Source organism: Pseudoalteromonas sp. S2893 (assembly GCF_005887105.1).
Classification (GTDB): Bacteria; Pseudomonadota; Gammaproteobacteria; order Enterobacterales; family Alteromonadaceae; genus Pseudoalteromonas; species Pseudoalteromonas atlantica.
On record NZ_PNCY01000006.1, the window covers coordinates 79,947 to 106,722 of the forward strand.

A 26,776-nucleotide genomic window follows, 5' to 3' on the forward strand; every position below is an offset into this window, starting at 1 on the left:
AGTCTTATAATTAAGTGGCTTGCTATGAAGTATGTTAGCTTAATTTGCAGCTAAGCAGATAAGAGGTAAACCATTATGCAGTTGTTTACAGCACGATTGGCAATGCGCCCGCTTCAAAGCAGTGATTGGCCATTATTTTTGCAGTTACATCAAAATCCTACCGTGATCCGTTATTGCTACGATATGCCCAGCGAAGCGTTTGTACGCAGCCGGTTTGAACAACGTTTAAAAAGTTGGGATAGCACTTCTACTCATCCACTTTGCCTTGTGGTATTTGATAAGCATTCAAATGAGCCCATGGGTGTAACGGGGTTTACATACGAACTTGAGCAAGCTGAGCTAGGCTATTTGTTTTTACCCGCGTATTTTAATCAAGGCTTTGCCAGTGAGTCATTGCGTGCCGTGATTGAGTGGGCATGGCAACAATGCGGTATTACACAGTTTAAAGCCGTGGTTACAAAGGGGAATATAGGGTCTGAAAAGGTATTACAAAAGTGTGGATTAACGTTAACTAACATTAATACGCAAGCGCACACTATTAATAATACACGTTATGATGATTTGATATACACATTAAAATTGTAGCAAATAGGGCTAGCAAGCTAGCCCGTGATGGTGGTTTCTATAGATGTGCTTCAATTGCTTTACGGTCTTTTTCTGGCATATTCTCAACAACTAATTTGAACGAATTATCGATCATTCTTTCAATTTCGCCTTGTGGAATAGAGCCATCTAATATCACCGTATTCCAAAGCCGCTTGTTCATATGATAGCCAGGGATCACCGCAGGAAAAATATCACGCAATTTAAGTGCTTCATCGGGATCGCACTTTAAATTAAGCCACCAAATAGGATCTCCATCATCATTAACGTCTCCATCATTACCTAAGGCAAGGGTGGCAAACATTTTATGATTTACTTTATAAACATCAACCTCTTGAGCAAATGGTTTTGTCACTTGCACCAAGGGCTTCTTTACTAAATACTCATGTACTGTGTTTTGGTCCATGATCCAATCCTTGAAGTCATACTCGGTAGAGATACCATAGCAGTTTTTTTCGCTTTTGATTATAGGTATTTAGTTTTAAATTAAAAATTTGCAAGTCTATATCGAATGCAGCCCCAAATTAACGTATTTTTAGTTGAACAATACCCAGTTCGTGGTATGTTTCTGGCAATCAAAAAAATAATAGGAAAACCCCCATGCCAAAGGCGAGTGAAGTTAAAAAAGGAACCGCGATTGAGTATAATAATCGCGTGTTGGTAGTTAAAGATATTGTACGTTCAGTACCACAAGGCCGTGCAGGCGGTAGTTTGTACCGTATGCGCTTATACGATGTAGTAACAGGTGCGAAAGTAGACGAAACCTTCAAAGACAGCGACATGCTAACCTTAGCAGATTTAACTCGCCGCGAAGCAATGCTTTCTTACATTGATGGCGATGAATACGTGTTTATGGATAATGAAGACTACACGCCGTATAACTTAAACAAAGAGGCGATAGCAGAAGAAATTCAGTTCGTTAACGAAGAAACGCAAGGCGTACACGTTATTGTGATTGATGGCTCGCCTGTAGGTTTAGATTTGCCATCAAGCGTAGAGCTGGTTGTTGAAGAAACAGACCCTTCAATCAAAGGCGCTTCTGCCAGTGCACGCTCTAAGCCTGCACGCCTGAGCACGGGTTTAACCATTTCGGTGCCTGAGCATATATCTACGGGCGACCGTATCCGTATTAATACGGTTGAGCACAAATTTATGGGCCGCGCTGAAAAGTAACCCAAGCTATACAATAAAGCTGGCGCTATGCCGGCTTTTTTTATGGCTAAATTTTTAAACTAGGGAATAGTAATCTGCATCAATACTTAATTTATATGCGCTGATAGCTAAAATGGCGACTCATTGGCTTATCAAGCCTGCTGCTTTAAAAGTGTGTTATTTGCCGTTAAAATGCGCAGCGTTGTTTTGAGCTCAGTTGGGGTGATGTTTGCTTTTCGTTTTTATTAACGCTCTATGTGCTTTGGCCATTTACGTTCAAGCGCTTAAAAAAGGTATGCCAATTAAACGGTGGATTTTATTAGGGGCACTAATCGGCCCTGGCGCATGGTGCTTATTTGGTTTGCATTACAGGCGTGCTTTTATACGCAACGTAGGAGCTGGTGCGTGTATATGGCGCCCGTAACATTACCTTATTTGCGCTAAATGTTTATTAGCACTAATAAGGCTTGGCGTAGAGTTGCTTTGTTGCTGTTTTAAAAAGGCCGTAAATTCATCTTTTGAAAGCGGTTTTGAATAGAAGTAGCCCTGTACGGTTTCACAATTTAGCGTTTTAAGTATGTCAATTTGGCTTGCTTGCTCCACACCTTCAGCAACCACATGTAAATCGAGGTTTTGCGCAATCGTCACGATAGAGTCAACCATGTTGCGGCCACGTTCGGTTTTCATGTCATCAATAAATGCTTTATCTACTTTTAAGGTATTCAGCGGAAATTGTTTTAAGTACGCTAAAGATGAATAACCTGTACCAAAATCGTCCATGGCTAAATGAATACCACGCGCACTTAGCGATCGCATAATTGCAATGGCTTCTTGTGGGTCGTCCATTACCGTGCCTTCGGTAATTTCCAGCTCTAAAAAGTAAGAAGGTAGCTCGTTTTTTTGTAATATCACGTCAATACGGGTCGTTAAATCTGGCAAGCTAAACTGCTTAGCCGATAAGTTAACTGCAACGCGGCCGCTAAATAGCCCATCGTCTAGCCATTGTTTTACATCGCAACACGCTTTGTTTAAAACCACTTCACCAATTTCTATTATTTGCCCGGTTTCCTCTGCAATAGGAATAAAAACACCGGGGCTAATAACGCCTTTTTTAGGGGTTATAAAGCGCACTAATGCTTCCATTCCGGTAAGTTTACCAGTGCGAATATTCATTTTTGGTTGGTAATACACTTCAAAATGGTTTTCTTTTAGACCAAAGCGCATTAGGTTTTCTATTTGTAAGCGTTTAACCGCTTGGCGGTTCATGGTGTCGTTAAAAAACAGGTAACTATTGCCTTTCTTTTTAGCATGATACATTGCGGTATCAGCGTTTTTTAATAGTAGCTCTGGCGTACTGCCATCTTCAGGGAATAACACTATGCCTACGCTTGAGGTAATAGCGAGCTCGTGGCCTGCCATTTTAAATGGGGTCGCAATTGCAGCTAAAAATTGCTTTGCCATGCGAGTAATAACATGAATATCATTAGTATCTGCCATAACTAAGGCAAATTCATCACCCCCTAGGCGGTAAAAAACATCATTCTCTCGAGTTAATTTATTTAATCGCATAGCCAGTTTTGCTAATAGGCTGTCGCCTAGCTGGTGGCCTAATGAATCATTAATCTTTTTAAAGTTATCTAAATCAAATACCAAAAGGGCATGGTGGGTATTTTGTTTTACTAGCTTTTGTAGGTCGGTAAAAAATAAATTTCTGTTAGGTAAGCTGGTCGTACGGTCTCTATTTGATAAATTATGCAGTTGCGATTGTGCATTTTTACGTTCGGTTAAATCTGAATAAACCACTACATAGTTTGTTATTTGGTGTTGATCGTTTTTTATCTCATCAATAGAAATCTCTATTGGCAGTAACACTCGCTCACTATTGCGCAGTTTTACCTCTTGTTGAATTCGCTCACGCTCTCGTACTATATTTTTAATGTTTTCTGTGTAGCTTTTATCGTAACCAGGTAAGTTAAAAGGCTTTTTGAGATATTGCTCTCTAACGCCACCAAAAAGCGTTAAAAAGCTGGGGTTAATATCAACTAAGTTAAAGTTTTTATCATATATAGCAAGTGCATCAGTGAGTGATTCTACACACTTAGCAAATAAATTGAGGCGCTCTTGTGTTGATTTTAACACTGAAATATCGCGCACTGTGCCGGTCATTCTCAGTGGCGCTAAGTTGGCATCTTTTTCTATTATTTTTCCGCGGTCTAATACCCAGTGCCAGTGGCCAAAGGTGTCTTTAATACGGTAAGTGGCTTCAAAAAAAGCGGACTTTTGAGCAAAGTGTTTTTTTAATAAATGCTCTACTGAGGCAATATCGTGTGGGTGGATCAAGCTTTTATTTGGCGGAAAACCCATTAACGTTGTTGAATCCATCATGTATTTATCGTTAATACGAATAACTTCGCCAGTTTTTATATTCCAATCCCAAAGCGTATCGCCACTGCCTTCAACCGTGCTTTTTAAGCGCTTTTCTGAGAGGCTGTGCTGTAACCGAGAGCGCTTTAATTTATAAATTACAAATAATAGGTATGGCAAAGCCAGCACAAGTAGGGCACTGGCAATAATTAAAACGGTGTTGGTATTTATATTAAAGGCGTGTTCAAAGGCAACCGCTGCGGGTGCTAGGCTTAGCAGCAACCAGTAAAAACCACATTTTATTGTTGTTATTTTTATCATTTGTTTTATTACTACTAATTAACAAATGATAATTTAAATCATGCCACTTGCAGAGTCAAAGAGATTGCGAGCAAAGCGGCATTTTTTGCGATTTATTTACTTTTGCGCTACTTAATAACTCATACCTTGGCCTATCTTTTGAAAAAGTAGCTATGGCATAGCTTTTCATTTCTTCTAGGCTGAGGGCGTGCAGTGCCTCTAGCAGGCGTTTTTGCATATGAAAGTCATGATCTTTATTGCCTATTGCAAGCCAAAAGCGCTGTGAGCGTAACCGTAAGTTTTTATCTTTTTCAGCAATATGAGTTGTCAAACCTTGTTTATGCTGCTGCCATGTTGTTTCATCCAGGGAGTCTAGGTTAGCAATAAACTGGCTTACAAAATGATTATGCCTGTGCAGTAGAGTCTGAGCTTCAAATTTTGGTGATTGAATATAAAAAGCAATACCGGCGCGGGTGTTAAATGGCGCATAACCAGAGCCAACTAAGTAACCTAGCTGTTGTGTGGTTCTCAGCGCGTTAAAATAGTCTTGGTTAATTATATGATTAAGTGCCATTAATTTAACTTTTTCATCCACTTCTGCACTTTGTGCTTGGTAGTAAATGACCATGGCGTTATCACTGCATGGCAGTTCAAGTTCGCAGCGAGTCACTTGGTCTATCTCGTACAGCGGGCGTGTTAAATCTTCAATAGCCGTGGCGTTTTTTAAATGCTCTGCCACTTTTTTATGAAATACCTTCGCGTCTGTTTGTTGCCAATTACCGTGTAAAAACGACTCAACATGTAAGGCTTTAAAAAAGTCGGCTCTAAATTCGTTAAATTGCTGAAAACATGTATTTTTAAGTGCAGTGGCTAACTCGTCGGGTTGTGGGTTCCATGGCATTATTTTGGCACCTAACACGCTAAATAATTCACTCACAGGTTTATTTTGGTTGCTGTTGCGCCAGTGCCTTACCAATTGCTTTTTGTATTCGGCAAAGCGGCGTGCGCAAATATCAACATTAAATAGCGCATCAAGTAATTGCTCCACCAACTCTAGCTGACTAGTCGATAGCCCAGCGGTATGCAACGTAAGCCCGCCTTGGTGAGAGGTTAAATGATAACTTAAACCTGCCAATTCTGCGGGGTAAAACTGCTCGCCAACACTGTCCATAAATAAGTCACTAAAAAGGCGCGTTAATGCCATGTGCTTTACATCTTTTACTGCAAAGTGAGAGTCCATTGCTAAATAAAAATGACCTTTGGCCACTCTAAAGGTGTTGTCTTGTTTAAACCAAAAGTCAAACCCTGGCTCTTTAACTAATAGTAAAGGCTTGGTTTGAGGTTTTTCGACTTCGTATAGCACCACTTCTTTTGTTAAATAGGGGTTTGCTGTGGGCAGCAGCATAGTGCTCAGCGGTTTATTTATATGCGCAAGCGACTCCAGCCAATGCGGCGAAATTGGCTCAACTTTGTAAGGGGTGTTGTACCACGCGGTGGTGTGCTCTGCCTCTACGCCTGGATGAATAAGTACTAAGCGCATATTATGTGGGGTAAGCCATTGCATCGCCATTTCGTGAGTGGCTTTATTAAAGCCCTCCATTAAGTAATCGCCTTGCACATAGTTAGCTTCGTCGTAGTGCTGCATATTAATGCTTAGGTTACTTACCCAATCAATTAAGCGCGATTTTTCTTGGTTATCAAACGCAATTTGTAACAGGTTTTTTTTATCTTGATACAGGCGCGGTAGTTTGTCGGTGTTATCGTTGATTAGACAAATATACTCAAACACAATTTCTATTATGTCTTCAAAGTATTCAATGCCTTCATCGGTAAGCGCCATGCTAATGTTAAAATCTTTAAAGTTACTGCCATTTATACCGCCGCCGGCAGAAAGTGCGTTAATCCACCCTTGTTCTTTTAAAATAGAGTACAACGAGCCTGCGCCTTCGTAGCCTAGTAAATGGGCTACAAAGCTGACGGTTTTGTGGCGATAAAAGTCATCGATATTTGGCATAGCAAAACTAATAATGAGTTTTTGCATGTGCTTGTGTGGTTCAATGTGCAGTACTTTGCCAATATCTTGCGCGCGATATAATGGCTCCTCAATAGGGGCTTTAAGCGCACCTTTATGGCCGTTAATGCCACTAAAATAACGATGCGTCCACTGCGCGAGTGTATCAAGCGGTTCGTTGGCACAAATTACCAGTGTCATCCACTGCGCTTGATAGTGCTTATTAAAAAAATCTCTTAACTCGTCACTAATGCAGCGCTCTCTATCGGCGAGAGTATGTAAATTACCCACCGAAAATTTAGCAAAGGGGTGGGCTGGGTTTACGGTTTCTTTATGAGCCTGATAAATACGACGCCCATCATCTTTTATTTTTAATTTAAACTCAGCTTCTATGGCATTACGTTCTTTTTCGGTTTCCGCTGGGTTTAATAATGGGGCAATAAAAAAACGGCTAAATTGCGCAAGTGCTTTTTCAATGGCTTGATTATTAATATCAAAGTAATAGCAGGTGTGCTCAGTGCCGGTCCAGGCGTTGGTATTACCGCCCGATTGAGACACAAAATTATTAAAGCTTCCAGAATCAGGGTATTGGTCGGTACCTAAAAAAAGCATATGCTCTAAAAAGTGTGCAAGGCCTTGCCTGTCAAGGGGGTCATCAAAATGGCCAGCGTTAACCGCCATAGAAGCAGCGGCTTTAGTTGAATCTTTATCTTGCACTAATAATACTTTTAGCCCATTGTCGAGTGTAATGGCGCGGTATGCTCTGTTATCATTGCGGCTGATATTCAAATGATGCTCCTGAAACTAGACGTTTACTTGTTAACAACAGATGATAGCTTCAGGACAGCGAAAAAATAGCGAAAAGATTTACCTGAATATCATGAGAGAATTATTCTTTGGAATAATAGTTAATATAGCGGACAAATGGGCAAACTGGCTACTGTTTTATATTCATTAATCGGTTGATTTTTTATGAAAACAATCTTAATTATGCGCCACGGCGAAGCGACACCGATGCAAGCTAACGACGCAGCAAGAAACCTAACACCGAAAGGCCATGCAGAAGCAGAAAAAATGGGCTTATGGCTACACAAACACTTTTCTGTTGATGCGTTATTGGTAAGTCCTTACTCGCGCGCGCAGCAAACGGCTAAAGAAGTTGAAAAAAACAATGTATTTAAATTTAGTGAAACCTGTAGCGACATAATCCCCGAGGGAAAGCCACAAATAGCAGCTGATTATTTAGAAACACTTATTGCTATGCATCCTCAGTGTAATACCTGGTTAGTGGTCGCCCATATGCCCATAGTGAGCTATATAGTTGATCAGCTCAGCCCGGGTAATATGCCTATTTTTAACACCGCAGCGGTTGCTGTAATTCAGTATGATGAAACCTCACAGCGCAGTGAATATGTAAATATTAACGCGCCTGCAAACATATAGAGAAAAGAGATAACAATGAGTATAGAACGCCTTGAAACGGGTGCGCGCATGAGCCGTATAGTTAAACATAATGGAACCGTTTATTTATGCGGACAAGTATGCAGCGATGCAGAGCAAAACATTACAGAGCAAACGCAAACTATGCTCGACAAAGTAGAGGCCTTACTTGAGCAGGCGGGGAGTTCTAAAAAGCATATGCTAAGCGCAACTATTTACGTTAAGAGCATGGAATATTTTGCCGATATGAATGCAGTATGGGATGCATGGGTGCCAGAAGGTTATGCACCAGCACGCGCCTGTGTTGAGGCTAAAATGGCGCGCGATGCGCTATTGGTCGAAATTTCGGTAGTGGCCGCACTTAAATAAGCGATTTTATAAAAGCACAGCAAGCCAAAACGAAAAGCTTACAACACTAAGCACCGTTGAAAGCACCACTGCACCGGCGAGCGTAACTTGATGCGTATTTAATTGGCTTGCAATTAAATACGCATTAACGCCAACAGGCGAGGCGCTCAGCAATACCAGTACGTTACGAATTTGCGTATCTAGTACAAACACCCACGTAGCTGCTACACACACAGCAGCAGGCAAAATCAGTATTTTTAACAGTGAAGAAATAAGGGCCGGCTGCCAATTTGCTGCAACCTTATAAAACACCAAATTAGCGCCTAACACAAATAAAGCACATGCAATAGCAGGGCTGGCGAGTAGCTCTAAGACATTGGCTAAATTTGTAAATAATGTAATTCCCGACACATTTAAAAGTAATCCACAGCCAATACTTAACACAATAGGGTTAAGGACCATGTTTTTAGCAAATTTTGCCCACGAGAAGTCAGCTGTATTTCCTTTCGCGCCTATTAAATAAGTTAACGCAAAAAGCAGCGTGCTATGAAATGTGATGATCATAAAGGCGATAGCAATCATGTCTTTGCCAAGTGAAGCAATAACAATGGGTATACCCACTAACACCATATTTGAATAACTACCGGCAAGACCAAACACACTATGCTGTTGATAATTTCCAGCATTGGCTTGTTTAGTTAAATAGTACCTATCAATAAGTATGCCCAAAGCAAATACCGCTAATACAGGAATATAAAAGCTTAAAAATGCTTCGAGGCTAATACTTTGATGCAAATTTATTTGCGACATATTGAGCATTAAAAAGGCGGGTAAGCTCACATAAAAAGTAAATTTACTTAAGCCGGCAATATGCTGCTGATTAAAAAATTTAAAATAACAACAGGTGTAACCCAGTGCGACAATAAAAATTAAGGGAAAAATAATCGAAAAAATTTGCACGTATTCTTCCTTTAATTAGCGTCTAAACTCATCGCTTTGTGGTAAATCAATTAAAATCAGCACGGCACCGCGCCCGCCATACTCTAGCGGTGCTTGGTGCATGGCAATTACATCGGGGTGCTGCACCAAATACTGCGGTACTTTGTGTTTTAAAACACGCTCGCCAATGCCATGCACTATGCACGCGCAGTAATAATGCTGTTTTTTGCACTCGTGAATAAGCCCCGCAAGTTCATCTTTTGCACGTTCTTTATTAAGCCCGTGCAGGTCGAGTGTTAAATCGGGCGCAAAGTCGCCGCGTCGCAACTGTTTTGCTAAAAAAGAGTCGTGGCCATTTTGCACGTAATTAATGGTGCTATTTGTGTCTATATCGGGAATATATTCGTCAGAGAAGAAAAATTCAGACTCAACCTGCTTTTTTTGCTGGGCAAATTGCTTCGCTTGTGACACCTTAGGTTTTGTATCAAACCTATGGGTATCTTGTTTAAACACCTTAGCGCCTGTAATTGTTTGGCGAAAAAGGTCAATGTCGTCATTGCTTAGGGACGATTGTGATGAGATGTCTTTTTTCATAAATTTTACCTAAACAAAAAAACGTAAAAACGCAGCGCAAAAGGCGGTACAATATAAAGGTGAGGGGCAATTGTAATTTGCTCAGCACAGTTAGGCAATGCAATCGTCGCAAAGACTCAAAACAGTCAGTTAGCTAAAACAGGTAAAAAATATGAGTGATTTACAAATAGAAGAAGCAACACTTGATGAAGCTGTTGCAGAACTGTCAACGTTACATGACTGGTTACGCTGGACTACAAGCCAATTTGCAAGTAGTGGAATATTTTTTGGACATGGCACAGATAACGCGTGGGATGAAGCAGTTAGCTTATTACTTCCTGCGCTAAGTTTACCTATTGATGCCCCCAAAGAGTTAATGCATGCGCGGTTAACAAGCACAGAAAAAAACCGCCTAGCAGGGTTAATCGCAGAGCGTATAAATGACTGCACGCCGGTTCCTTATTTAACAAACATTGCTTGGTTTGCGGGCATGCCATTTTATGTTGATGAGCGTGTGCTTATTCCGCGCTCGCCGTTTTCTGAACTTATTGCTAATAAGTTTTCACCGTGGCTTGAGCAGCCGCAAAGCGTTAACCGTATTTTAGATTTATGCACAGGCTCTGCTTGTATTGCTATTGCGCTTGCTCAGGCGTTTGAAACGGCGCAAGTAGATGCGGTTGATATTTCGTATGAAGCGCTTGAAGTAGCAGATATAAACATAAACGACTATATGCTAAGTGACCGCGTACTGCCTATTCAGTCAGATGTATTTAGTGGTGTACCAGGGCAAAAGTATGACCTAATAGTAGCCAACCCACCGTATGTTGATGCTGAGGACATGGCTGATTTACCACGAGAATTTCATCATGAGCCTGAGCTTGGTTTAGCATCTGGGCATGATGGCTTAGACGTTACACGTACTATTTTAGAGCATGCTAGCAATCATCTAACTGATAACGGTTTGTTATTTGTAGAAGTTGGTAACTCTATGGTACATATGGATGCTTTGTATCCGGGCGCACCATTTGAGTGGGTTGAGTTTGAGCAAGGCGGCTTAGGTGTATTTGTAATAAGCAAAGCGCAGCTTGATACGTATTTTGCAAAATAAATTTTAGGCCGAGCGTATGCTCGGCAACTTTTGTAGTCATTAGGAATGAGGAAAGTTAATGGCAGGTAATAGCATAGGGCAGTTGTTTAAAGTGTCCACCTTTGGTGAGAGCCACGGCGTTGCCCTAGGCGGTGTTGTAGATGGTACTCCCGCAGGCCTTGAGATCACAGAGGCTGACTTACAAATTGATTTAGACCGTCGTAAACCAGGGCAAAGCCGCTATACAACGCAGCGCCGAGAAGACGATCAGATAAAAATTCTTTCAGGCGTTTTTGAAGGTAAAACCACAGGCACAAGCATTGGTTTACTTATCGAAAATACCGATCAGCGCTCAAAAGACTACGGTAAAATTAAAGATGTGTTTCGCCCAGGTCATGGCGATTACACTTACTGGCACAAATACGGCCTGCGCGATTATCGCGGCGGTGGTCGTTCTTCTGCGCGTGAAACCGCAATTCGTGTAGCGGCAGGCGCAATTGCTAAAAAATACTTAAAGCAGTTTCATGGTATTGAAGTAAAAGCATGTTTAAGCCAACTTGGGCCAATAAAAGCTGAAAGCTACGATTGGGATGAAGTTGAAAACAACCTATTCTTTTTCCCTGATGCAAGTAAGCTAGAAGCGCTTGATGAGTACATGCGAGACCTTAAAAAGCAAGGTGACTCAGTGGGCGCTAAAGTAAAAGTAGTGGCTAGCAACGTACCGGTAGGATTAGGCGAGCCTGTATTTGATAGGCTAGATGCTGAAATTGCGCATTCACTAATGAGCATTAATGCCGTTAAAGGTGTAGAAATTGGCGATGGCTTTGATGTGGTAGAGCAAAAAGGCTCAGAGCATCGTGATGAGTTAACCCCAGAAGGCTTTACCTCAAACCACGCGGGTGGCGTACTTGCTGGTATTTCTACAGGGCAAGATATTATTGCCTCTATTGCGCTTAAGCCTACATCAAGTATCACTATTCCAGGTAAAAGTATTAATACTGAAAACGAAGCAGTAGAGATGATCACCAAAGGGCGCCACGATCCGTGTGTTGGTATTCGTGCAATTCCTATTGCTGAGGCAATGATGGCCATTACCTTAATGGACCATTTACTGCGCCAGCGCGGGCAAAACCCACATGTTAACCACGAACATGGACCAATTAATGGCTCTGTTTAACCGTTAATATTTTAAAAAAGCGCGGAGTACCGCGTTTTTTTGTGCCTGTAATTTGCTTTTAAGCCTTTCAGGGGTTGTTCAAGTTTGCGCTATATACTGTTTTAAGGAGGAGAGTAATCATGAACGATAATAAGCACGATAACACACACCTTGAAACCCAAGCTGCTATAGCAAGGCTAGAGCGCTTTAGTAAGCTTACAGACAGCAGCATTGGTATCCCTTTTACTAAATTTAATATTGGCTTAGAGGCTGTGATTGGTTTAATACCCGTTATAGGTGATGCCGCAGGGCTTATTTTATCAAGCTATGTACTGGTAGAGGCGCAGCGTTTGGGCGTAAGTAAACGCATAAAAACGAAGATGATCATTAATATGCTGATTGATTTTGTAGGCGGCTTAGTTCCATTTTTTGGCGATATATTTGATGCTTTTTTTAAAGCCAACACCCGCAATACCCGTTTATTAAAAAAACATTTAAATGCGCAGTTAGCTAATTGATAGTAATACTGTTTATTTTAGAGGCTTTAAATTTAGCATTAAGAATAAAAAACAAAGTGTTGTTGGTTGTTTAATCACCTAGTAAAGTAGGGAAGCCTATTCACTTTGGTATATACAAAATGCAATTATTTATCGGTAATAAAAACTATTCTAGCTGGTCATTACGCGCATGGTATTTAATGAGTAAATTTGATGTCCCGTTTGACGAAACCCAGCTTGTGCTCGACACCAGTGACTTTTACGACGAACTAAAACAACACTTCCACGTTCAAAAAGTGCCGGCGTTAATTGATGGCGATTTGCAGGTGTGGGACTCGCTCGCAATTTGTGAATATATTAACGATGCCCATTTATCGGGAGCAGGGTGGCCTAAATATATTACACAGCGAGCTACAGCGCGCGCATTAAGCGCTGAAATGCATGCCGGCTTTATGGCACTGAGAAACGAAATGCCGATGAATATAAGAGCCACACGTAAAGTAACGCTATCAAGTGCTGCACTAAAAGATATTCAACGTATTGATGAGATATTTGCTCAGCAGCAAGATATGTTTCCAAATGAATGGTTTTTTGGCGACTTTAGTATTGCCGATGCGATGTACGCCCCCATTGTACTTCGTTTAAAAACGTATCAGATTACCTTATCGCCAGCGGCGCAGCAGTATTGTGATTTTGTGATGCGTTGCCCTGTTTTGCAAAAGTGGATAACCCAAGCACTTACAGAAACCGATATAGTGCAGTGCGATGAGGCGGGAGTAGAGGTATAACTCGCTCATCACTTTTACTTTAAAGGTAAAAGCCCGTACAATTCGTCTCGTTTTTAGTGCGCTAATTTTGCGCTGTAACCGAGACGAATTAATCAGTTTTTATGCATCACATAGCCGATCTTATATCTATTTTCGATAGTGTTTTTTATCAAAGCCATAACACTCGCTTAGTAAAAGGCGATGATGAGCCTGTTTATCTACCTGCCAATAATACCCATGGTTTTAATCAAATTGTATTTGCACACGGCTTTTACGCCAGTGCCCTACATGAAATAGCGCATTGGTTAGTGGCTGGCAATAAACGCAGAGAGCTTGAAGATTATGGGTATTGGTACTGCCCAGATGGGCGAGATAAACACCAGCAAGCTGAATTTGAAAACGTAGAAATAAAACCACAAGCCATAGAGTGGCTGCTCAGCACCGCTGCTGGCTTTGATTTTAATGTGTCGGTAGATAACTTGAACGGCGAGCAAACTTGCCGGTTTGACTTTCAGGCGCGAGTACACCAGCAAGTATTAATGTTATTAGAGCAGGGAGTTAACGCACGTACCCATGCATTATTAAAAGCGTTAAGTGATTTTTATAAAACACCGTGGCCGTTAACCGCTCAACAATTTAATTGGCACCACCCTCAGGAGTTACAAAATGCAGTTTAAGTTAGGCTTAATTATTAACCCTGTTGCAGGACTTGGTGGCAGCGTTGCTTTAAAAGGTAGTGATGGCGAAAACACTGCTGCAAAGGCAATTGAGCTGGGTGCGCAAGCCAAAGCTAACAGCCGCACACAGGCAGCCCTAGAAGTGCTTGTACCCTATAAAGAGCAGTTAACAATTTATACTGTAAATGGCGATATGGGCGAAAAAGCAGCCCGCGCACTAGGCTTTAATGTTGAAGTAATTTATACCGCCAATACCGTAACAAGCGCCGATGATACAGAGGCTAGCGCTAAACTACTTAAAAATTTGGGCGTAGATTTAGTCCTGTTTGCTGGTGGCGATGGTACTGCGCGCAATATTTGTCATGCCATAGAAGATACCGTACCTGTGCTGGGTATACCTGCTGGCTGTAAAATTCACTCTGGCGTATATGCAATTACACCTAAAGCAGCAGGGCGCGTAGTAGAAATGCTAGTAAAAGGCGATCTAGTTACACTTGCAGATGCCGATGTAATGGATATTGACGAAGAGGCGTTTAGGCAAGGCACCGTAAAAGCTAAGCGCTACGGTGAAATGCAAATACCAAGCGAAGTACGTTATGTACAAGCGGTTAAAAATGGTGGTAAAGAAACAGACGAATTAGTACTTGCCGACATTGCAGCGCATGTGGTGAGCGAAATGGATGAAGACACCTATTACATTATGGGTAGTGGCTCAACTGTTGAAGCAATAATGCAAGAAATGGGGCTAGATAATACTTTATTAGGCGTAGATTTAATTAAAGATCAAACCCTAGTTGCGCAAGACTTAACTGCTAAACAGCTACTTGAGTACACGCACGGGCAAGCGACTCAATTAGTTATTACATTAATAGGCGGGCAAGGCCATATTTTTGGTCGAGGGAATCAGCAGCTAAGCCCTGAGCTTATTCGCACCATTGGCAAAGAAAACATTATTGTGGTGGCAACTAAAACCAAATTACACGCGTTGAACGGGCGTCCACTTATTTGTGACACCGGCGACAGCGCTTTAGATGATGAATTAACAGGTTACATTAAAGTAACCACCGGCTATAACGACCATATTATGTATGCTGTCGGTTATGAAAACCAGGAGAAGTAACACAATGAGTTTAGTGAATTATATTGATGCTGCGCAGCAATACTTTGATGATTTAGTAATTAAAGCAACAGATGATGAGCTGTTCGCTGGTGGTTACTTGCGCGGACATTACGACCTTGCAGTAGGCTATGCAGAAGTAGAAGAGCTGACAATTTCTATTGATGAGCTCAACGAAACCGTGGAGCAAAGCTTAGTAAAAGCATACCGCAATGGCGAGCTAAACGAAGAAGATAAAACCTTGGTTGTTAGGCTTTGGGAAGAAGTGAAAGCCCTCGCTTAACCAATGTTTAGTTCACAATTATAAAAACGCGGCGACGATAATGGAGCCGCGTTTTTTTATGCTCTATTTGTGCCCATAATAGATTTATTAGTTAATTTACTGTTACACATTAATAGTATATTGTTACTTAAACCTATTTTGGGAGCTTTAAATGAACAATAATAATCAAGCTGCGGTACCTACAGGGTTAATCGCGCGTTTTTTAAACTTTGTGGAGCGAGTTGGTAACAAACTTCCCGATCCAGCGATTATTTTCTTATTCGCTATGTTACTTATTTGGTTGTGCTCGTGGCTACTGTCGGGGGTGAGCTTTGACGCGTTAGACCCACGGACAGGCCAAGCCATTGTTGTAAATAACCTATTAGAGGGCGACTCACTCGCCTCGTTTTTATCTTCTATGGTAAAAACCTTTACAGGCTTTGCACCGCTAGGGGTGGTACTGGTTGCCATGTTAGGTGTGGGAGTGGCTGAGCACTCGGGTTATATCAATACGGGCCTTAAGCTAATGCTTAAAGTTACCCCAAGGCAACTGCTAACCCCTTCAGTCATTTTGGTAGCTATTGTAAGCCATACAGCAACCGATGCTGGCTACGTATTAGTGATCCCATTAGCGGGTGTTATTTTCTTTGCCGCAGGGCGACACCCATTAGCAGGTATTGCAGCCGCATTTGCTGGTGTGAGTGGTGGATTTGGCGCTAACTTTATCCCATCAGGAATAGACCCATTACTGCAAAGCTTTACCCAAAGTGCAGCGCAAATTATTAACCCCGATATGTCGATTAACCCGCTTAATAACTGGGCGTTCACTTCTGCCTCGAGTTTATTTATTGTGTTATTAGGCTGGTATATCACTGATAAAATAATAGAGCCTCGGTTAAAAAACACAGCACTTAATGAAGACACCCAAAACTTACCCGCGTTTGATGAAGCTAAAAGTGATGAAAAACGCGCTTTTTTTATAGCCAGTAGCGTAATGATTGCAGGACTTGCTTTACTTGCGTTTGTATCCGCTCCTGCCGATTCAGCAATGCGCAGTGCTGATGGCTCACTAACTAATTTTAGATCGCCCCTGATGCAATCTATCGTGCCTTTAATCTTTTTATTATTTTGGATACCCGGTGCCGTGTATGGTTTTATCGTTGGTACCTTTAAAACCTCAAAAGATATGATAGATGCGATGAGTACCGCGATGAGTGGCATGGCTTATTACATTGTAATGGCGTTCTTTTGTGCGTTGTTTATTGCTGCGTTTTCTAAGTCTAACTTAGGGGCATTGATGGCCATTGAAGGGGCGCAGCTTTTAAAAGCAATGGAGTTGCCCAGCGCCGTAACGGTTGTAGGTATTATATTTTTAACCGGCTTTGTAAACTTGTTCGTAGGCTCAAGCTCTGCAAAATGGGCATTACTGGGGCCTATTTTTGTACCAATGTTAATGCAACTAGGTATATCACCCGATTTAACCCAAGCGGCTTACAGAATCGGAGACTCTAGCTCAAACATAATTACGCCACTCATGCCGTATTTCCCATTGGTTGTGGTGTACTGCCAAAAGTACGTAAAAGATACCGGTATAGGCACGCTCATCGCGCTTATGATCCCTTACTCAATCGCGTTTATGATTGGCTGGAGTATTTTCTTGCTAGGGTATTGGGCACTCGGTATTCCGTTAGGGTTAGATGCTAGTTACGTTTATCCGGCGTTACCTTAACTTAAACCTTAATTTATGAACCTCACTCACTGGAGTGAGGTTTTTTATATAAAAATGCAGCAATGTAAAAAGTAGTGTTAATTACCTTTCTAATTCTCTCACTGTATAGCCAAATAAACTCGCCTCACCAACAATATACACATAATCGTTTTTGTTATTCATTATTGTAGACTTATCGTCGTACCATCTAAAGTCGTGCGTTTTGTTAGTTGTAGGGTCTTTGAAGTATAAACGAGTACAACTATCTTCATAATCAGACCCACATTCTTGTACATCAGTGAGGATATATTCCTTATACCAATAATCGCCTTGCGTGTAGTAAGCCCATAACTCAATGGGGGCAGAGAGTAAAAAATAGAGAGTCGCATAGATTAACAAAGGTAGTAATGGGTAGATAAAGATTAATGATAACTTCATTTTTGTATCTGAAAAGCTATCTTTAAGGTGCTCTCTATAGTCACTGCAACGTCTATATTTTTTGATTACAAGTACATGGAGATAGATAAATGATGCCCCGCAAAAAATAGGAAGCGCTATATAAAAAATAGCCTCATAAATTTTATTTTCGATAAATGGCGGATCAGTAAAATCCATTAACATAAGCATGGCAATGCTCAGTATTGGAAAGCTTATTATTGCTGCAAAGAGCAAGTTGTCATAATACTTTTTCAATGTGAATTCGTCCGTGAATTATAATTTTTCTTAGTTTACAGAGCTTTTATTTTTTACAAAAGCAGTGGCTTTAAAACAAAAAAACCTTGGCACTTTCGTGGCAAGGTTTTTTATAACGTAAGCTATAAAGCTTAGTTAGATGTGAAGCTCACAGGGCGACGTTCTTTACGAGGACCGCCACGCTTATCACCGCGTTGGTTGTCTTTGTTAAAGCTACGCTTTTTATCACCACTTGGGCGCTCAGCGCGTTCACCACGTGGCTCAGCTGGGCCTTGATCTTGTGTTAGTGTCATACCCATTGGGCGTTTACAAATAAACACTTTTTGGAAGTGATCAAGTACATCTTTAGGCATGTTTTGCGGTAATTGTACCGTACTGTGACTGTCGTGTAGACGAATGTCACCAATAAACTTGCTTGAGATATCAGCTTCGTTAGCAATCGCGCCAACAATGTTTTTAACCTGTACACCGTGCTCACGACCCACTTCGATACGGTAAGTATCCATAGGGCCTGCATCGCGGCTGTTACGCTCGCGAGGTTTACGCTCAGGGCGGTCACCACGTTCGTTACGACGACGGTCATTACGATCGCCACGCTCGTTACGTGTATTACGCTCGTTGCGAGGTTGAATCTTAACTTCTTCAACTTTAATTGGCGACTGTTGCTGTGCTAAACACAGTAATGCACCCGCTAGGTCTTCTAAAGATAAGTCTAGTTTTTGTGCCATGCTAGCAGCAACTTCATTGAAGAACGTAATGTCTTTGTTTTCAAGAGCAAGCGTAAGCTTTTCTTTTAACGCATTAATACGTTTTTCTTCAACTACTTTAGCTGTAGGTAGCTCAACTTGTGCAATTTCAGACTTAGTATGGCGAATGATATTTTTAAGCAAGTAACGTTCGTTATGCTTAACAAATAAAATTGCTTTACCAGTACGTCCAGCTCGACCTGTACGGCCGATACGGTGAACGTAGGCTTCTGAGTCTTGCGGAATGTCGTAGTTGATAACTAAGCTTAAACGGTCTACATCAAGACCACGTGCTGCTACGTCTGTTGCAATAACAACGTTTAGCATACCGCTTTTTAAGCGATCTACCGTGCGTTCACGTGCTTGCTGGTTCATGTCACCATTAAGTGGCGCAGCAGAGAAACCTTCGCGTTCTAGTAACTCAGCAAGTTGCACTGTGTCGTTACGTGTACGTACGAAAACAATAGCACCTTCGTATTGCTCTGCTTCTAAGAAACGAACAATGGCTTTGTTTTTATGTACGTGTGCATTCCAAAACACTTGCTCAACAGATGATACAGTTGAGTTACGCGCAGATATATGAACCTGTTCAGGGTTATTCATATATTTGCTGCTGATGTTTTGAATTTGCTTAGGCATGGTCGCAGAGAAAAGACATGTTTGCTTTTCGCGCGGTGTTTTTTCCATGATGTTTTCAACATCATCGATAAAGCCCATACGTAACATTTCATCGGCTTCATCAAGTACAAGTGCTTGTAAAGCATCAAACTTGATAGTGCCACGGTTTATGTGATCGATTAATCGACCCGGAGTAGCAACAATAATTTGTGCGCCACGACGAAGTGCGCTTAATTGAATGCTGTAGCTTTGGCCACCGTACAGTGCTAATACTTCAACACCACGAGTACCTTTTGCATATTGTTCAAATGCCTCAGCAACTTGGATCGCAAGCTCACGTGTTGGTGTGAGTACAAGGATCTGTGGCTGTTTCACAGACGGGTCAATATTGTTTAGTAACGGCAGTGCAAATGCTGCAGTTTTACCTGTACCCGTTTGTGCTAGTCCCAGTACGTCCTTTCTTTCTAGCAATAACGGTATACATTGAGCTTGGATTTCAGATGGTGTCTTGTAACCCAACTCTTCAACTGCCTTTAAAATTGCAGGAGAAAGATTTAGAGATTCAAACGTGACTGGTTCTGACATTAATACGCCTCAACGAATTTAAAGAGGCGCGCATTGTATAGGAAATACGAGGCAATTGCTTGTATAAATTACAACTAATTTGTATGTGGTTGATGTTGGTCGAAATTTAACCAGTTTAAATATTTGATTTTTTAAACTGGTTAACAAGCTATATACAAAGCGTTATTTATATAGGCCTAGATTTTCTTTTGCATAAGCTTCAAATTCAGTAAATCCACCAATGTGAGTTTGATCTACAAAAATTTGCGGCACAGTTGGGCATGGTTTTCCTGCAGACTTTTCTAAATCCGCTTTGCTAATGCCTTCTTTGATAATATCGATGTAACGAAACTTAAAATCATCACGCTCATTTGATAGTTGCTCGGCAACATCTTTAGCACGTACACAAAATGGGCAGCCTTCGCGGCCAAAAATTACTGTAAGCATAATACTCTCCTCAATTTAGTTGGGTTCATATTAAACGATTAATTAATAATTTAAAGCGCAAAAAATCGATTGGTTAATTCTGTTTTACTGTTAACTCGCTTAATTACTCATTTGCCATGCATTTTGAATTGCAATTTGCAAAAGCGCATTTATGCAAAGGATGTGTAATTTTTAAATCTAATGAATTCATCGTATTAGTAAAGACGCTGCAAGTGGCATGTAAATTGATATTTAACTACAGAGCCATTCTTATTAGGAACGATGATGAGTAATAACAGCCATGTTTTAGAAATTATTCAAGGGGTAATTGCCCGCTTTTGCAAAGCAGACAACACAAATGTGGCAATTACACTCATCAACAAATTACAGTGTAATTATATTTGTTTACAGGTGTCTCCTGAACAAATGATTATCCAGTGTGAAGCGTTTATTTTGCCTTCGCTAAAAGCCGCTAAAAGCCATTTTTTGCTAACAGTAGAGGCCAATTTACAGGGCATTAATTTAAATTACTGGGTAGATTCGAATCCTCAAATGCACACCATTGATATACACGGTTTACTAGCAACCCGTGAGCCAATTTCATCGGTAGATACAAACAAAGAGTTTATTAGCGCAGCCAATAGTAAAGACGACTTAGAGCAAAGCATTCATTACCTAGTTAACTTTAGTGCGAAAAACTATGGTTTAAAACTCGCCGACAGCAACCACACCAACGCTTTAAAAATTGAAGATGCGCGTCACCTATCTGCAGAGCAACTTGCGAGTAACTTTTTAAATAATGGGGCGTCTCAGAGTATAAAAATTTGCGCATTTGATGCGCTCAGTGAGCTGCAAAGCCATCACGCTATTTCTCAACCTGTATTGGCGTGGCCGTTTTTTGATACTGACTTAGTAAATGCGGTTAATAATTTAAATACCCACAGCAAATTATCTGTATTGGTTGCTGATGACAGCTTGCCAAGCCAAGTTGCGACCAAAGTCATGCTTGAAATGCTTGGCTGCGCAGTAACCTGTGCAGAAAATGGCTCAAGTGCCTTACTTATTGCCCAGCAAGAACCTTTCGATTTACTGCTGTTAGATGAGCGTATGCCAGGTATGTTTGGCAGTGATGTGGCTCAGCAGCTCATTAAACAAAACACCCCAAACGATAACACGCCAAAAGTTATTTTAACGGGCATTACTGAGGAGCAACAAATTGCTAAGTTGTTCGAAAAAGGGGTGACGCACTATCTTCAAAAACCGGTAACAAAAGCTGTATTAGAAGAGTTTATTAAGCCTTGGCAAGCTGCCTAAAGGCCCGTTTAGGAGGACGTTATGAACGATTTATCAAAAACAGCTTTGCTGCTCATTGGTTTTCAAAATGATTACTTTTCGCCTGATGGCATTTTATACCAAGTGGTTGAAGAGTCATCAAGAGTAACCGGCGTGGTAAATAACACGTTAGCGCTGCTAGACAAATACATAGATAAATTTGCATTAGTGCTCAGTACGCCTATTCACTTTACACAAGATTATAGCGAGCTTAAAAACCCAATTGGTATTTTAAAAGTGATTGCCGAAGTAGGGGCTTTTAAAGCCGACTCTTATGGTGCTCAAGGCATTAAAGAATTTGATAAATATGGCAAATGTATTATGCAAATCCCCGGTAAACGCGGGTTAAATGCGTTTACTCATACAGAGCTTGCAAATGTGCTTAATAAAAATGGCATCACTAACATTGTTTTAGCAGGCACGGTGACCTCTATTTGCATTGACTCTACGGCGCGCTCTGCTGTAGAGCTTGGCTTTAATGTGACGGTACTTAATGACTGCACATCAAGCAGAACGCCGTTTGAGCAATCATTTTACTGTGAAGAGGTTTTTCCGCTTTATGCCAAGGTGTGCAGCCACACAGAATTAGTAAATGAATGAGGCGCATATGGAAGAAAAAGACGAGCTACAAGTACAAGTTCATTACGCGCTAATAGAGCAGCTTTCTGCAAATACCCGCAGGCAAACTAAGTTACTTGCCTTACTTGATGAGTGTGTATTTGAATGTGATAAACATTTAGTGTTTAGCTACGTGAACGAAGCATGGCTTAATAAGTTGGGTTTTACGCCGGCCATGCTAATAGGTAAAAAAATCACATCGCTGTTAGAGACCAAAGACTCGTTAAAGCTGTCAGCGTATATTGAGTCTATTTTTGAAGGCGTTTTTAGTGCCAGTATAGAGCTGCAAGTAAAAAATAATGACGGTCTTACTAACTGGTTTGAAATGCGCTTGGCTTGCGACGATAGCGGCGGGTTTATTGGCTCGTTACACGACATTCAACGACATAAAGACTACCAATACTTACTCACCCAGCAACAAGAGTACGCTAAGCGACTTTCTTTAGTGGCAAGCCACACCAATAATTTAGTTATAATTACCGACCGATTTGGCAAAATAGAATGGGTTAATAAAAGCTTTGAAACGCTTACTAGTTATAAATGTGAAGAAGTCATCGGGCTTAGCCCCGGTAAACTGTTGCAAGGGCCTAAAACCAGCCTAGAGTCGCGCCAGTTAATGGCTAAAGCGATTAAAAATGCCGAGCCTTTTCAAATAGAAACCGTTAATTATGATAAAAATAAAAACGAATACTGGGTTGCTATTGATGCCACCCCCGTAAAAGATGATGACGGTAACGTTAAGCATTTTATAGCCATAGAAACCAACATTACCCAGCGTGTAAAAGCTGAACAAGCCATGGCAGAAATAGAATATAACTACCACTCTGTGGTCGATAACATCCCTGATATTGTATTGAGGTTAGATGCGCAGGGCGGGTTATTGTTTATGAACAAAGCATGGCAAGATTTTTTCCAAACAGACATAAATAAACACCTTGGCTTACCCATTGCTAATTTTGTAATGAGCGAGGATGTGGAAAAGCTAAACACAGCACTTACAGGCTACAGTAGTGGCAACCGAGAAGTTAAACGTTTGGATATTAGGTTAACCAACGCGCTTAATGAGCCAAATTGGGTTGAAATGACCCTCACACCCATTACCTCATTTAATGGCACACACTTAACGTCTATAGCGGCGACCGTGGTTGATATTCAAGAACGTGTGATAGCAGAACAAATACTCTTAGATGCTAAGCACCAAGCTGAATCGTTGGCTGAGTCTAAAAGTCGCTTTATGGCCAATATAAGCCATGAAATACGCACACCTTTAAATGCAGTGATTGGCTGTGCAGATATCTTACACGACACTGGGCTTACAACAGATCAAAAACGTTACACCCAAATGATTAAAACAAGTTCAGATGCATTATTGAGTATTTTAGATGACGTGCTGACCTACTCACGCTTTGAAGCGCAAGCAATCTCAATAGATAATCAGCCATTTAGCCTCGATATTTGCTTAGAAGAGGCTATTGATATTGTAAGTGAAAGCGCCGTGCAAAAAGGCCTCGAACTTATTTTTGATCTGCACCCTGATGTTCCTGCGCAGGTGGTGGGCGATCATGGTCGTATAAGGCAAATTGCAATAAATTTACTCTCAAATGCCATTAAGTTTACTCAAAAGGGTTCACTCATAGTGACAGCACAGTGTGTTGAGTTTGAAAATAATAAATTTACGTTGCAGCTTAGCTTTAAAGATACAGGAATAGGGATTGCGCAAAACAAGCTCGAGAGTATGTTTAAGCCGTTTATACAATCGGATAACTCTATCACTCGGGAATATGGCGGCAGTGGCTTAGGTTTAGCCATATGTAAGCAAATATGTGATGCTGCAGGGGGCAGCATTACTGTTAACTCGCAGTTTGGTAAAGGGAGTGAGTTTATTGTGAATTACCCTTTATTAATAGATACAAGCGAGCAGGTGCAAAGAGAAGGCTTTTCTGCCAGAGCCAAAAAGCCCTATGTGTGTGTAATAAGTAAAAACTTGCCATTAAACACAGCGATAGAGCATATGCTTACTCGCCATTCGATAGATTTTTCACGCCTTGAAAACATCGAAAAGCTAGACAGTATCGATACGCCCGACGCTATTGTTACCACTAGCAAAGCCGATTTAGACGCAGCGCAACAATTTTTAAAAAGTTACAAGAGCCTAAATACACCGTGTTTATTACTCATAGACCTACTGGGTAAAAACCAAAAAACAGAGGCGCCGAGCTCTGGTATGTTGATGTTTAATGGGCCTTTTAAGCCTTCGCATTTACCCAGAGCGATTGCTGCGTTTGAGGAAGAGCTTTTTCATCTTGATATTATTTTTACTAATAAAAAAGAAACCACATTAAACACAGCCACTATTAATGCTCAGCCATTTAAAGGTACGCACGTACTCGTGGTTGAAGACAATAAAAATAACCAAATTGTGATTCAGCAATTTTTAGAGCAGCAAGGGTGCTTAGTTAAAATAGCCAGTAATGGGCAAGAGGCGATTGAAAAAGTTAAAACGCAAACAATAGATTTAATATTTATGGATATTCAAATGCCAATTTTAGACGGTATTTCTGCCACTAAAAAAATCAGAGAATTAGCTATTGTCACCCCTATTATAGCGTTAACAGCGAATGCGATTCATGGAGATAAAGAGCGTTTTATTAAAGCAGGAATGAATGACTATTTAGCTAAACCAATTATTAGCGAAAAACTCAATTTGCTCTTAAATCAATACTTACCAAAACTTAATGATGCTAAACACTCTAAGTTAGAGCGCATTAACGAAATTTGGTCGTTATTAAAGTAACAAGCAATGCAACCGTGCTTTTAGGTTAATAGTTACTGGTGGCCTTAAGGTATTTGCGATTAAATTTTTAATTTGTCAAGTAAACAAACATAAATAGTGGGTTTAGCAAAAATTTAACCTCAAAAGGCTAAAATTGACTGTTTTCTCAAAAAAAAGCGATGGCGATTGAGTAATGCGTAGTCAATTACTTTTACTGCCTAAAAAGCCTTAATGTATTATGCAAAACTGTAAATAATGCTTAAATACTAATCCTTTTTAATTGATTGGTTTGTGTAGGTTGGTTCTTAATGGTTATTTTTAAATTGGTTTGCATTTTGCAAATCAAAATGAAATTGAAATCTCATAATGCAAATATCCGCTCAGCTATTTTTTATTATCCCTATCCAAGTAATTCATTTACCCATTGATTTATAAAGACTTAAATTTTTTATCATCATTAAATTTATCTTGGCATGGCTTTCGCAATATAAACACCAAGTAGAGCGAAGTTATCATTGATATAAATTTGCTAAGTAGTTAAATAAATTTTAAGGGTGTCCATTATGCAAACTAATACTAAAGTTAAACAGCAACCAAAAAAAATGTCTTTTGTTCTTACTCCAGAGTTAATGGTGCTGTCTATTATTATTGTTGCAGCTGTTATTGTTGGTGCAACAGCACTGCGAGGCACCGTTACTATTGAACCTGTTAATAAAGGTAATACCGAGATGTTCACCAATAAATTTAGCAATAGTGATTTAGATAATGCCACTATTGAAAGCAACACATTAAACTACGCTCAAAACATAGATGAGCAATCTGCCCAATCAGGCACACAAGGTTTAAACAACTAAACAATACTTCTCCTTTAGTATTTATTTCGGCTGACTCTAAGCAATTAGGTCAGCCTTTTTATTTTTAAAGCCACTTTATACCCAAACCATCGCTTACTCCCGCTCCCACTTTAAATCAGCTTGCGTGTCAGTGTGATTTGCAAAATGCAAATATATATATCAATAAATTTAGACTAACAACCCGACTTTAACTAATTGAATTTTATGTGTTTATTTTTTGTTTTTGACGGCTCGTTTTGGTCTGTAATTTGCAATTTATGGAACAAGCTTACGGTGAGCCCTTATTTGTGGAGAAATTTATGAATGCTTTTAAAAGTTTAGAGCCTATCAATACGGTCAACATTGCACGCTGGCATGAACTTGAGCAAATTATGGCTCATGCAATGAAAAACCATTGTTTTAATATGGTGTACCAGCCGCTTGTATCTTTAACAAGTGGGCAATTAGTTGGCTTTGAATCATTAGTGCGCTGCGAATCTTCACGCTATGGTGTTGTTGGCCCAGATGAATTTATTCCGCATGTAGAACAGTCAGGTATGATTTTAGATTTAGGTGATTGGATTTTTAAGCAAACCCTAAGCGATTTAAGCCAAATGAGAAAAATAGGTATGAATGATATAACTATTTCATTGAATATTTCGCCGGTACAAATTATTGAAGGGGATGTGTTTTCCAAAGTAATGAGCTTACTTGACAAGTATCAAATAGACCCCGCAGCCATAAAAGTAGAATTAACAGAAACAGCATTAATAAAAAGTCCGCAGCGTATTGCTAAAACATTTGAGCATTTTCATAAAGAAGGGGTAAAAATTTGGCTAGACGATTTTGGAACGGGCTATGCCTCTTTAGGCCTTTTAAGGCAGTTTAATATTGATGGGCTAAAAATAGATCGCAGCTTTATAAGTGGCATTACAACGAACAATGAAGACTTTACTCTGTGTAGTGCAATTATTGCTATGGCGCAAAGACTCGGGTTAGAAACCATTGCTGAGGGGATTGAACAGCGCGAGCAATTACAAATATTAGAGCAGCTAGGGTGTGATGTAGCACAAGGTTACTTACTCGGAAGACCAAGTAGTTTAGCTAATAATACGGCGACATGGGTAAAAATGTACACTTAACTTAATGTTTAGATTTGCAAAATGCGAAAA

Annotated in this window: 26 protein-coding genes; 18 read left to right on the forward strand and 8 right to left on the reverse strand. The window is 40.4% G+C overall.

Annotated features, from left to right (window positions below; all coding sequences use genetic code 11):
• The first annotated feature begins 75 nt into the window (after positions 1-75).
• Positions 76-585, forward strand: coding sequence for a GNAT family N-acetyltransferase (locus CWC04_RS02645; RefSeq protein ID WP_138684533.1), 510 nt, complete (start codon positions 76-78; stop codon positions 583-585).
• 37 nt (positions 586-622) lie between these two features.
• Here CWC04_RS02645 and CWC04_RS02650 read toward each other — a convergent pair whose 3' ends face one another.
• On the reverse strand, positions 623-1,009 hold the full coding sequence (locus CWC04_RS02650; RefSeq protein ID WP_004587303.1) for an MmcQ/YjbR family DNA-binding protein: 387 nt from the start codon (positions 1,007-1,009) through the stop codon (positions 623-625).
• A 194-nt stretch (positions 1,010-1,203) separates the two neighbouring features.
• Here CWC04_RS02650 and efpL point away from each other — a divergent pair, with 194 nt between their 5' ends.
• On the forward strand, positions 1,204-1,776 hold the full coding sequence (gene efpL, locus CWC04_RS02655; RefSeq protein ID WP_126006383.1) for an elongation factor P-like protein EfpL: 573 nt from the start codon (positions 1,204-1,206) through the stop codon (positions 1,774-1,776).
• A 223-nt stretch (positions 1,777-1,999) separates the two neighbouring features.
• On the forward strand, positions 2,000-2,179 hold the full coding sequence (locus CWC04_RS19810) for a hypothetical protein (protein WP_374274991.1): 180 nt from the start codon (positions 2,000-2,002) through the stop codon (positions 2,177-2,179).
• 2 nt (positions 2,180-2,181) lie between these two features.
• Here the strand turns inward: CWC04_RS19810 and CWC04_RS02660 are convergent, their stop codons facing one another.
• Both CWC04_RS02660 and CWC04_RS02665 read right to left on the reverse strand, forming a co-directional pair.
• On the reverse strand, positions 2,182-4,440 hold the full coding sequence (locus CWC04_RS02660; protein ID WP_138684534.1) for a sensor domain-containing protein: 2,259 nt from the start codon (positions 4,438-4,440) through the stop codon (positions 2,182-2,184).
• A gap of 55 nt (positions 4,441-4,495) precedes the next feature.
• Positions 4,496-7,219 (reverse strand): insulinase family protein, encoded by a 2,724-nt coding sequence (locus CWC04_RS02665; protein WP_138684535.1) that lies wholly within the window; start codon positions 7,217-7,219, stop codon positions 4,496-4,498.
• A 183-nt stretch (positions 7,220-7,402) separates the two neighbouring features.
• Between CWC04_RS02665 and sixA the strand changes: the two genes are divergently transcribed.
• On the forward strand, positions 7,403-7,873 hold the full coding sequence (gene sixA, locus CWC04_RS02670) for a phosphohistidine phosphatase SixA (RefSeq protein WP_004587298.1): 471 nt from the start codon (positions 7,403-7,405) through the stop codon (positions 7,871-7,873).
• Positions 7,874-7,888: 15 nt separating this feature from the next.
• Positions 7,889-8,239 (forward strand): RidA family protein, encoded by a 351-nt coding sequence (locus CWC04_RS02675; RefSeq protein WP_004587297.1) that lies wholly within the window; start codon positions 7,889-7,891, stop codon positions 8,237-8,239.
• 6 nt (positions 8,240-8,245) lie between these two features.
• Here the strand turns inward: CWC04_RS02675 and CWC04_RS02680 are convergent, their stop codons facing one another.
• Positions 8,246-9,178 carry an AEC family transporter gene (locus CWC04_RS02680; protein ID WP_138684536.1) on the reverse strand — a complete coding sequence of 311 codons (933 nt, stop codon included), beginning with the start codon at positions 9,176-9,178 and terminating at the stop codon, positions 8,246-8,248.
• Positions 9,179-9,193: 15 nt separating this feature from the next.
• Positions 9,194-9,751 (reverse strand): endonuclease SmrB, encoded by a 558-nt coding sequence (smrB, locus tag CWC04_RS02685; protein WP_024031888.1) that lies wholly within the window; start codon positions 9,749-9,751, stop codon positions 9,194-9,196.
• Positions 9,752-9,902: 151 nt separating this feature from the next.
• Between smrB and prmB the strand changes: the two genes are divergently transcribed.
• The 8 genes from prmB to CWC04_RS02725 all read left to right on the forward strand — a co-directional run bounded on the left by prmB (position 9,903) and on the right by CWC04_RS02725 (position 17,022).
• Complete coding sequence (gene prmB, locus CWC04_RS02690; protein WP_138684537.1) at positions 9,903-10,838, forward strand: 50S ribosomal protein L3 N(5)-glutamine methyltransferase; 936 nt, start codon at positions 9,903-9,905, stop codon at positions 10,836-10,838.
• A gap of 58 nt (positions 10,839-10,896) precedes the next feature.
• Positions 10,897-11,994 carry a chorismate synthase gene (gene aroC, locus CWC04_RS02695; RefSeq protein ID WP_024031890.1) on the forward strand — a complete coding sequence of 366 codons (1,098 nt, stop codon included), beginning with the start codon at positions 10,897-10,899 and terminating at the stop codon, positions 11,992-11,994.
• 119 nt (positions 11,995-12,113) lie between these two features.
• Positions 12,114-12,491, forward strand: coding sequence for a DUF4112 domain-containing protein (locus tag CWC04_RS02700; RefSeq protein ID WP_024031891.1), 378 nt, complete (start codon positions 12,114-12,116; stop codon positions 12,489-12,491).
• A gap of 119 nt (positions 12,492-12,610) precedes the next feature.
• Positions 12,611-13,258: a glutathione S-transferase family protein gene (locus CWC04_RS02705; RefSeq protein ID WP_138684538.1), complete on the forward strand. Its 648-nt coding sequence runs from the start codon at positions 12,611-12,613 to the stop codon at positions 13,256-13,258.
• A gap of 101 nt (positions 13,259-13,359) precedes the next feature.
• The gene (locus CWC04_RS02710; RefSeq protein WP_055253038.1) at positions 13,360-13,914 is read left to right on the forward strand and encodes an elongation factor P hydroxylase; all 555 of its coding nucleotides are present in this window, start codon (positions 13,360-13,362) and stop codon (positions 13,912-13,914) included.
• On the forward strand, positions 13,904-15,034 hold the full coding sequence (locus CWC04_RS02715; RefSeq protein WP_126006393.1) for an ATP-NAD kinase family protein: 1,131 nt from the start codon (positions 13,904-13,906) through the stop codon (positions 15,032-15,034). The genes CWC04_RS02710 and CWC04_RS02715 overlap by 11 nt, the downstream gene beginning before the upstream one ends.
• Before the next feature lie 4 nt (positions 15,035-15,038).
• The gene (locus CWC04_RS02720) at positions 15,039-15,314 is read left to right on the forward strand and encodes a YfcL family protein (RefSeq protein WP_004587288.1); all 276 of its coding nucleotides are present in this window, start codon (positions 15,039-15,041) and stop codon (positions 15,312-15,314) included.
• Between the two features lie 151 nt (positions 15,315-15,465).
• Complete coding sequence (locus CWC04_RS02725) at positions 15,466-17,022, forward strand: AbgT family transporter (RefSeq protein ID WP_138684539.1); 1,557 nt, start codon at positions 15,466-15,468, stop codon at positions 17,020-17,022.
• Between the two features lie 81 nt (positions 17,023-17,103).
• Here CWC04_RS02725 and CWC04_RS02730 read toward each other — a convergent pair whose 3' ends face one another.
• The 3 genes from CWC04_RS02730 to CWC04_RS02740 all read right to left on the reverse strand — a co-directional run bounded on the left by CWC04_RS02730 (position 17,104) and on the right by CWC04_RS02740 (position 20,069).
• Positions 17,104-17,694: a membrane protein gene (locus CWC04_RS02730; RefSeq protein ID WP_024031896.1), complete on the reverse strand. Its 591-nt coding sequence runs from the start codon at positions 17,692-17,694 to the stop codon at positions 17,104-17,106.
• 131 nt (positions 17,695-17,825) lie between these two features.
• Complete coding sequence (locus CWC04_RS02735; protein WP_004587284.1) at positions 17,826-19,643, reverse strand: DEAD/DEAH box helicase; 1,818 nt, start codon at positions 19,641-19,643, stop codon at positions 17,826-17,828.
• Between the two features lie 162 nt (positions 19,644-19,805).
• Positions 19,806-20,069, reverse strand: a complete 264-nt coding sequence (locus CWC04_RS02740; protein ID WP_004587283.1) for a GrxA family glutaredoxin — start codon at positions 20,067-20,069, stop codon at positions 19,806-19,808.
• A gap of 261 nt (positions 20,070-20,330) precedes the next feature.
• Here CWC04_RS02740 and CWC04_RS02745 point away from each other — a divergent pair, with 261 nt between their 5' ends.
• The 5 genes from CWC04_RS02745 (at position 20,331) to CWC04_RS02765 (ending at position 26,746) form a co-directional block, all read left to right on the forward strand.
• A complete protein-coding gene (locus CWC04_RS02745) occupies positions 20,331-21,362 on the forward strand; it encodes a response regulator (RefSeq protein ID WP_241232296.1) in 1,032 nt (343 codons plus the stop codon).
• 21 nt (positions 21,363-21,383) lie between these two features.
• Positions 21,384-21,980 (forward strand): cysteine hydrolase family protein, encoded by a 597-nt coding sequence (locus CWC04_RS02750; protein ID WP_138684540.1) that lies wholly within the window; start codon positions 21,384-21,386, stop codon positions 21,978-21,980.
• The gene (locus CWC04_RS02755; protein ID WP_138684541.1) at positions 21,973-24,792 is read left to right on the forward strand and encodes a PAS domain-containing hybrid sensor histidine kinase/response regulator; all 2,820 of its coding nucleotides are present in this window, start codon (positions 21,973-21,975) and stop codon (positions 24,790-24,792) included. The genes CWC04_RS02750 and CWC04_RS02755 overlap by 8 nt, the downstream gene beginning before the upstream one ends.
• A 542-nt stretch (positions 24,793-25,334) precedes the next feature.
• Positions 25,335-25,625: a hypothetical protein gene (locus tag CWC04_RS02760; protein ID WP_024033795.1), complete on the forward strand. Its 291-nt coding sequence runs from the start codon at positions 25,335-25,337 to the stop codon at positions 25,623-25,625.
• Between the two features lie 299 nt (positions 25,626-25,924).
• Positions 25,925-26,746 carry a putative bifunctional diguanylate cyclase/phosphodiesterase gene (locus tag CWC04_RS02765; RefSeq protein WP_235207553.1) on the forward strand — a complete coding sequence of 274 codons (822 nt, stop codon included), beginning with the start codon at positions 25,925-25,927 and terminating at the stop codon, positions 26,744-26,746.
• The last annotated feature ends 30 nt before the right edge of the window (positions 26,747-26,776 follow it).

Bases quoted from the DNA above. Each gene is read 5' to 3' on its own strand.
- CWC04_RS02755 (WP_138684541.1), top strand. From the start codon at position 21,973: ATGAATGAGGCGCATATGGAAGAAAAAGACGAGCTACAAGTACAAGTT.
- CWC04_RS02725 (WP_138684539.1), top strand. From the start codon at position 15,466: ATGAACAATAATAATCAAGCTGCGGTACCTACAGGGTTAATCGCGCGT.
- prmB (WP_138684537.1), top strand. From the start codon at position 9,903: ATGAGTGATTTACAAATAGAAGAAGCAACACTTGATGAAGCTGTTGCA.
- CWC04_RS02700 (WP_024031891.1), top strand. From the start codon at position 12,114: ATGAACGATAATAAGCACGATAACACACACCTTGAAACCCAAGCTGCT.
- CWC04_RS02750 (WP_138684540.1), top strand. From the start codon at position 21,384: ATGAACGATTTATCAAAAACAGCTTTGCTGCTCATTGGTTTTCAAAAT.
- CWC04_RS02705 (WP_138684538.1), top strand. From the start codon at position 12,611: ATGCAATTATTTATCGGTAATAAAAACTATTCTAGCTGGTCATTACGC.
- CWC04_RS02745 (WP_241232296.1), top strand. From the start codon at position 20,331: ATGATGAGTAATAACAGCCATGTTTTAGAAATTATTCAAGGGGTAATT.
- CWC04_RS02735 (WP_004587284.1), bottom strand. From the start codon at position 19,643: ATGTCAGAACCAGTCACGTTTGAATCTCTAAATCTTTCTCCTGCAATT.
- CWC04_RS02660 (WP_138684534.1), bottom strand. From the start codon at position 4,440: ATGATAAAAATAACAACAATAAAATGTGGTTTTTACTGGTTGCTGCTA.
- CWC04_RS02760 (WP_024033795.1), top strand. From the start codon at position 25,335: ATGCAAACTAATACTAAAGTTAAACAGCAACCAAAAAAAATGTCTTTT.
- CWC04_RS02710 (WP_055253038.1), top strand. From the start codon at position 13,360: ATGCATCACATAGCCGATCTTATATCTATTTTCGATAGTGTTTTTTAT.
- CWC04_RS02715 (WP_126006393.1), top strand. From the start codon at position 13,904: ATGCAGTTTAAGTTAGGCTTAATTATTAACCCTGTTGCAGGACTTGGT.
- CWC04_RS02740 (WP_004587283.1), bottom strand. From the start codon at position 20,069: ATGCTTACAGTAATTTTTGGCCGCGAAGGCTGCCCATTTTGTGTACGT.
- efpL (WP_126006383.1), top strand. From the start codon at position 1,204: ATGCCAAAGGCGAGTGAAGTTAAAAAAGGAACCGCGATTGAGTATAAT.
- smrB (WP_024031888.1), bottom strand. From the start codon at position 9,751: ATGAAAAAAGACATCTCATCACAATCGTCCCTAAGCAATGACGACATT.
- CWC04_RS02720 (WP_004587288.1), top strand. From the start codon at position 15,039: ATGAGTTTAGTGAATTATATTGATGCTGCGCAGCAATACTTTGATGAT.
- aroC (WP_024031890.1), top strand. From the start codon at position 10,897: ATGGCAGGTAATAGCATAGGGCAGTTGTTTAAAGTGTCCACCTTTGGT.
- sixA (WP_004587298.1), top strand. From the start codon at position 7,403: ATGAAAACAATCTTAATTATGCGCCACGGCGAAGCGACACCGATGCAA.
- CWC04_RS02765 (WP_235207553.1), top strand. From the start codon at position 25,925: ATGAATGCTTTTAAAAGTTTAGAGCCTATCAATACGGTCAACATTGCA.
- CWC04_RS02675 (WP_004587297.1), top strand. From the start codon at position 7,889: ATGAGTATAGAACGCCTTGAAACGGGTGCGCGCATGAGCCGTATAGTT.
- CWC04_RS02650 (WP_004587303.1), bottom strand. From the start codon at position 1,009: ATGGACCAAAACACAGTACATGAGTATTTAGTAAAGAAGCCCTTGGTG.
- CWC04_RS02645 (WP_138684533.1), top strand. From the start codon at position 76: ATGCAGTTGTTTACAGCACGATTGGCAATGCGCCCGCTTCAAAGCAGT.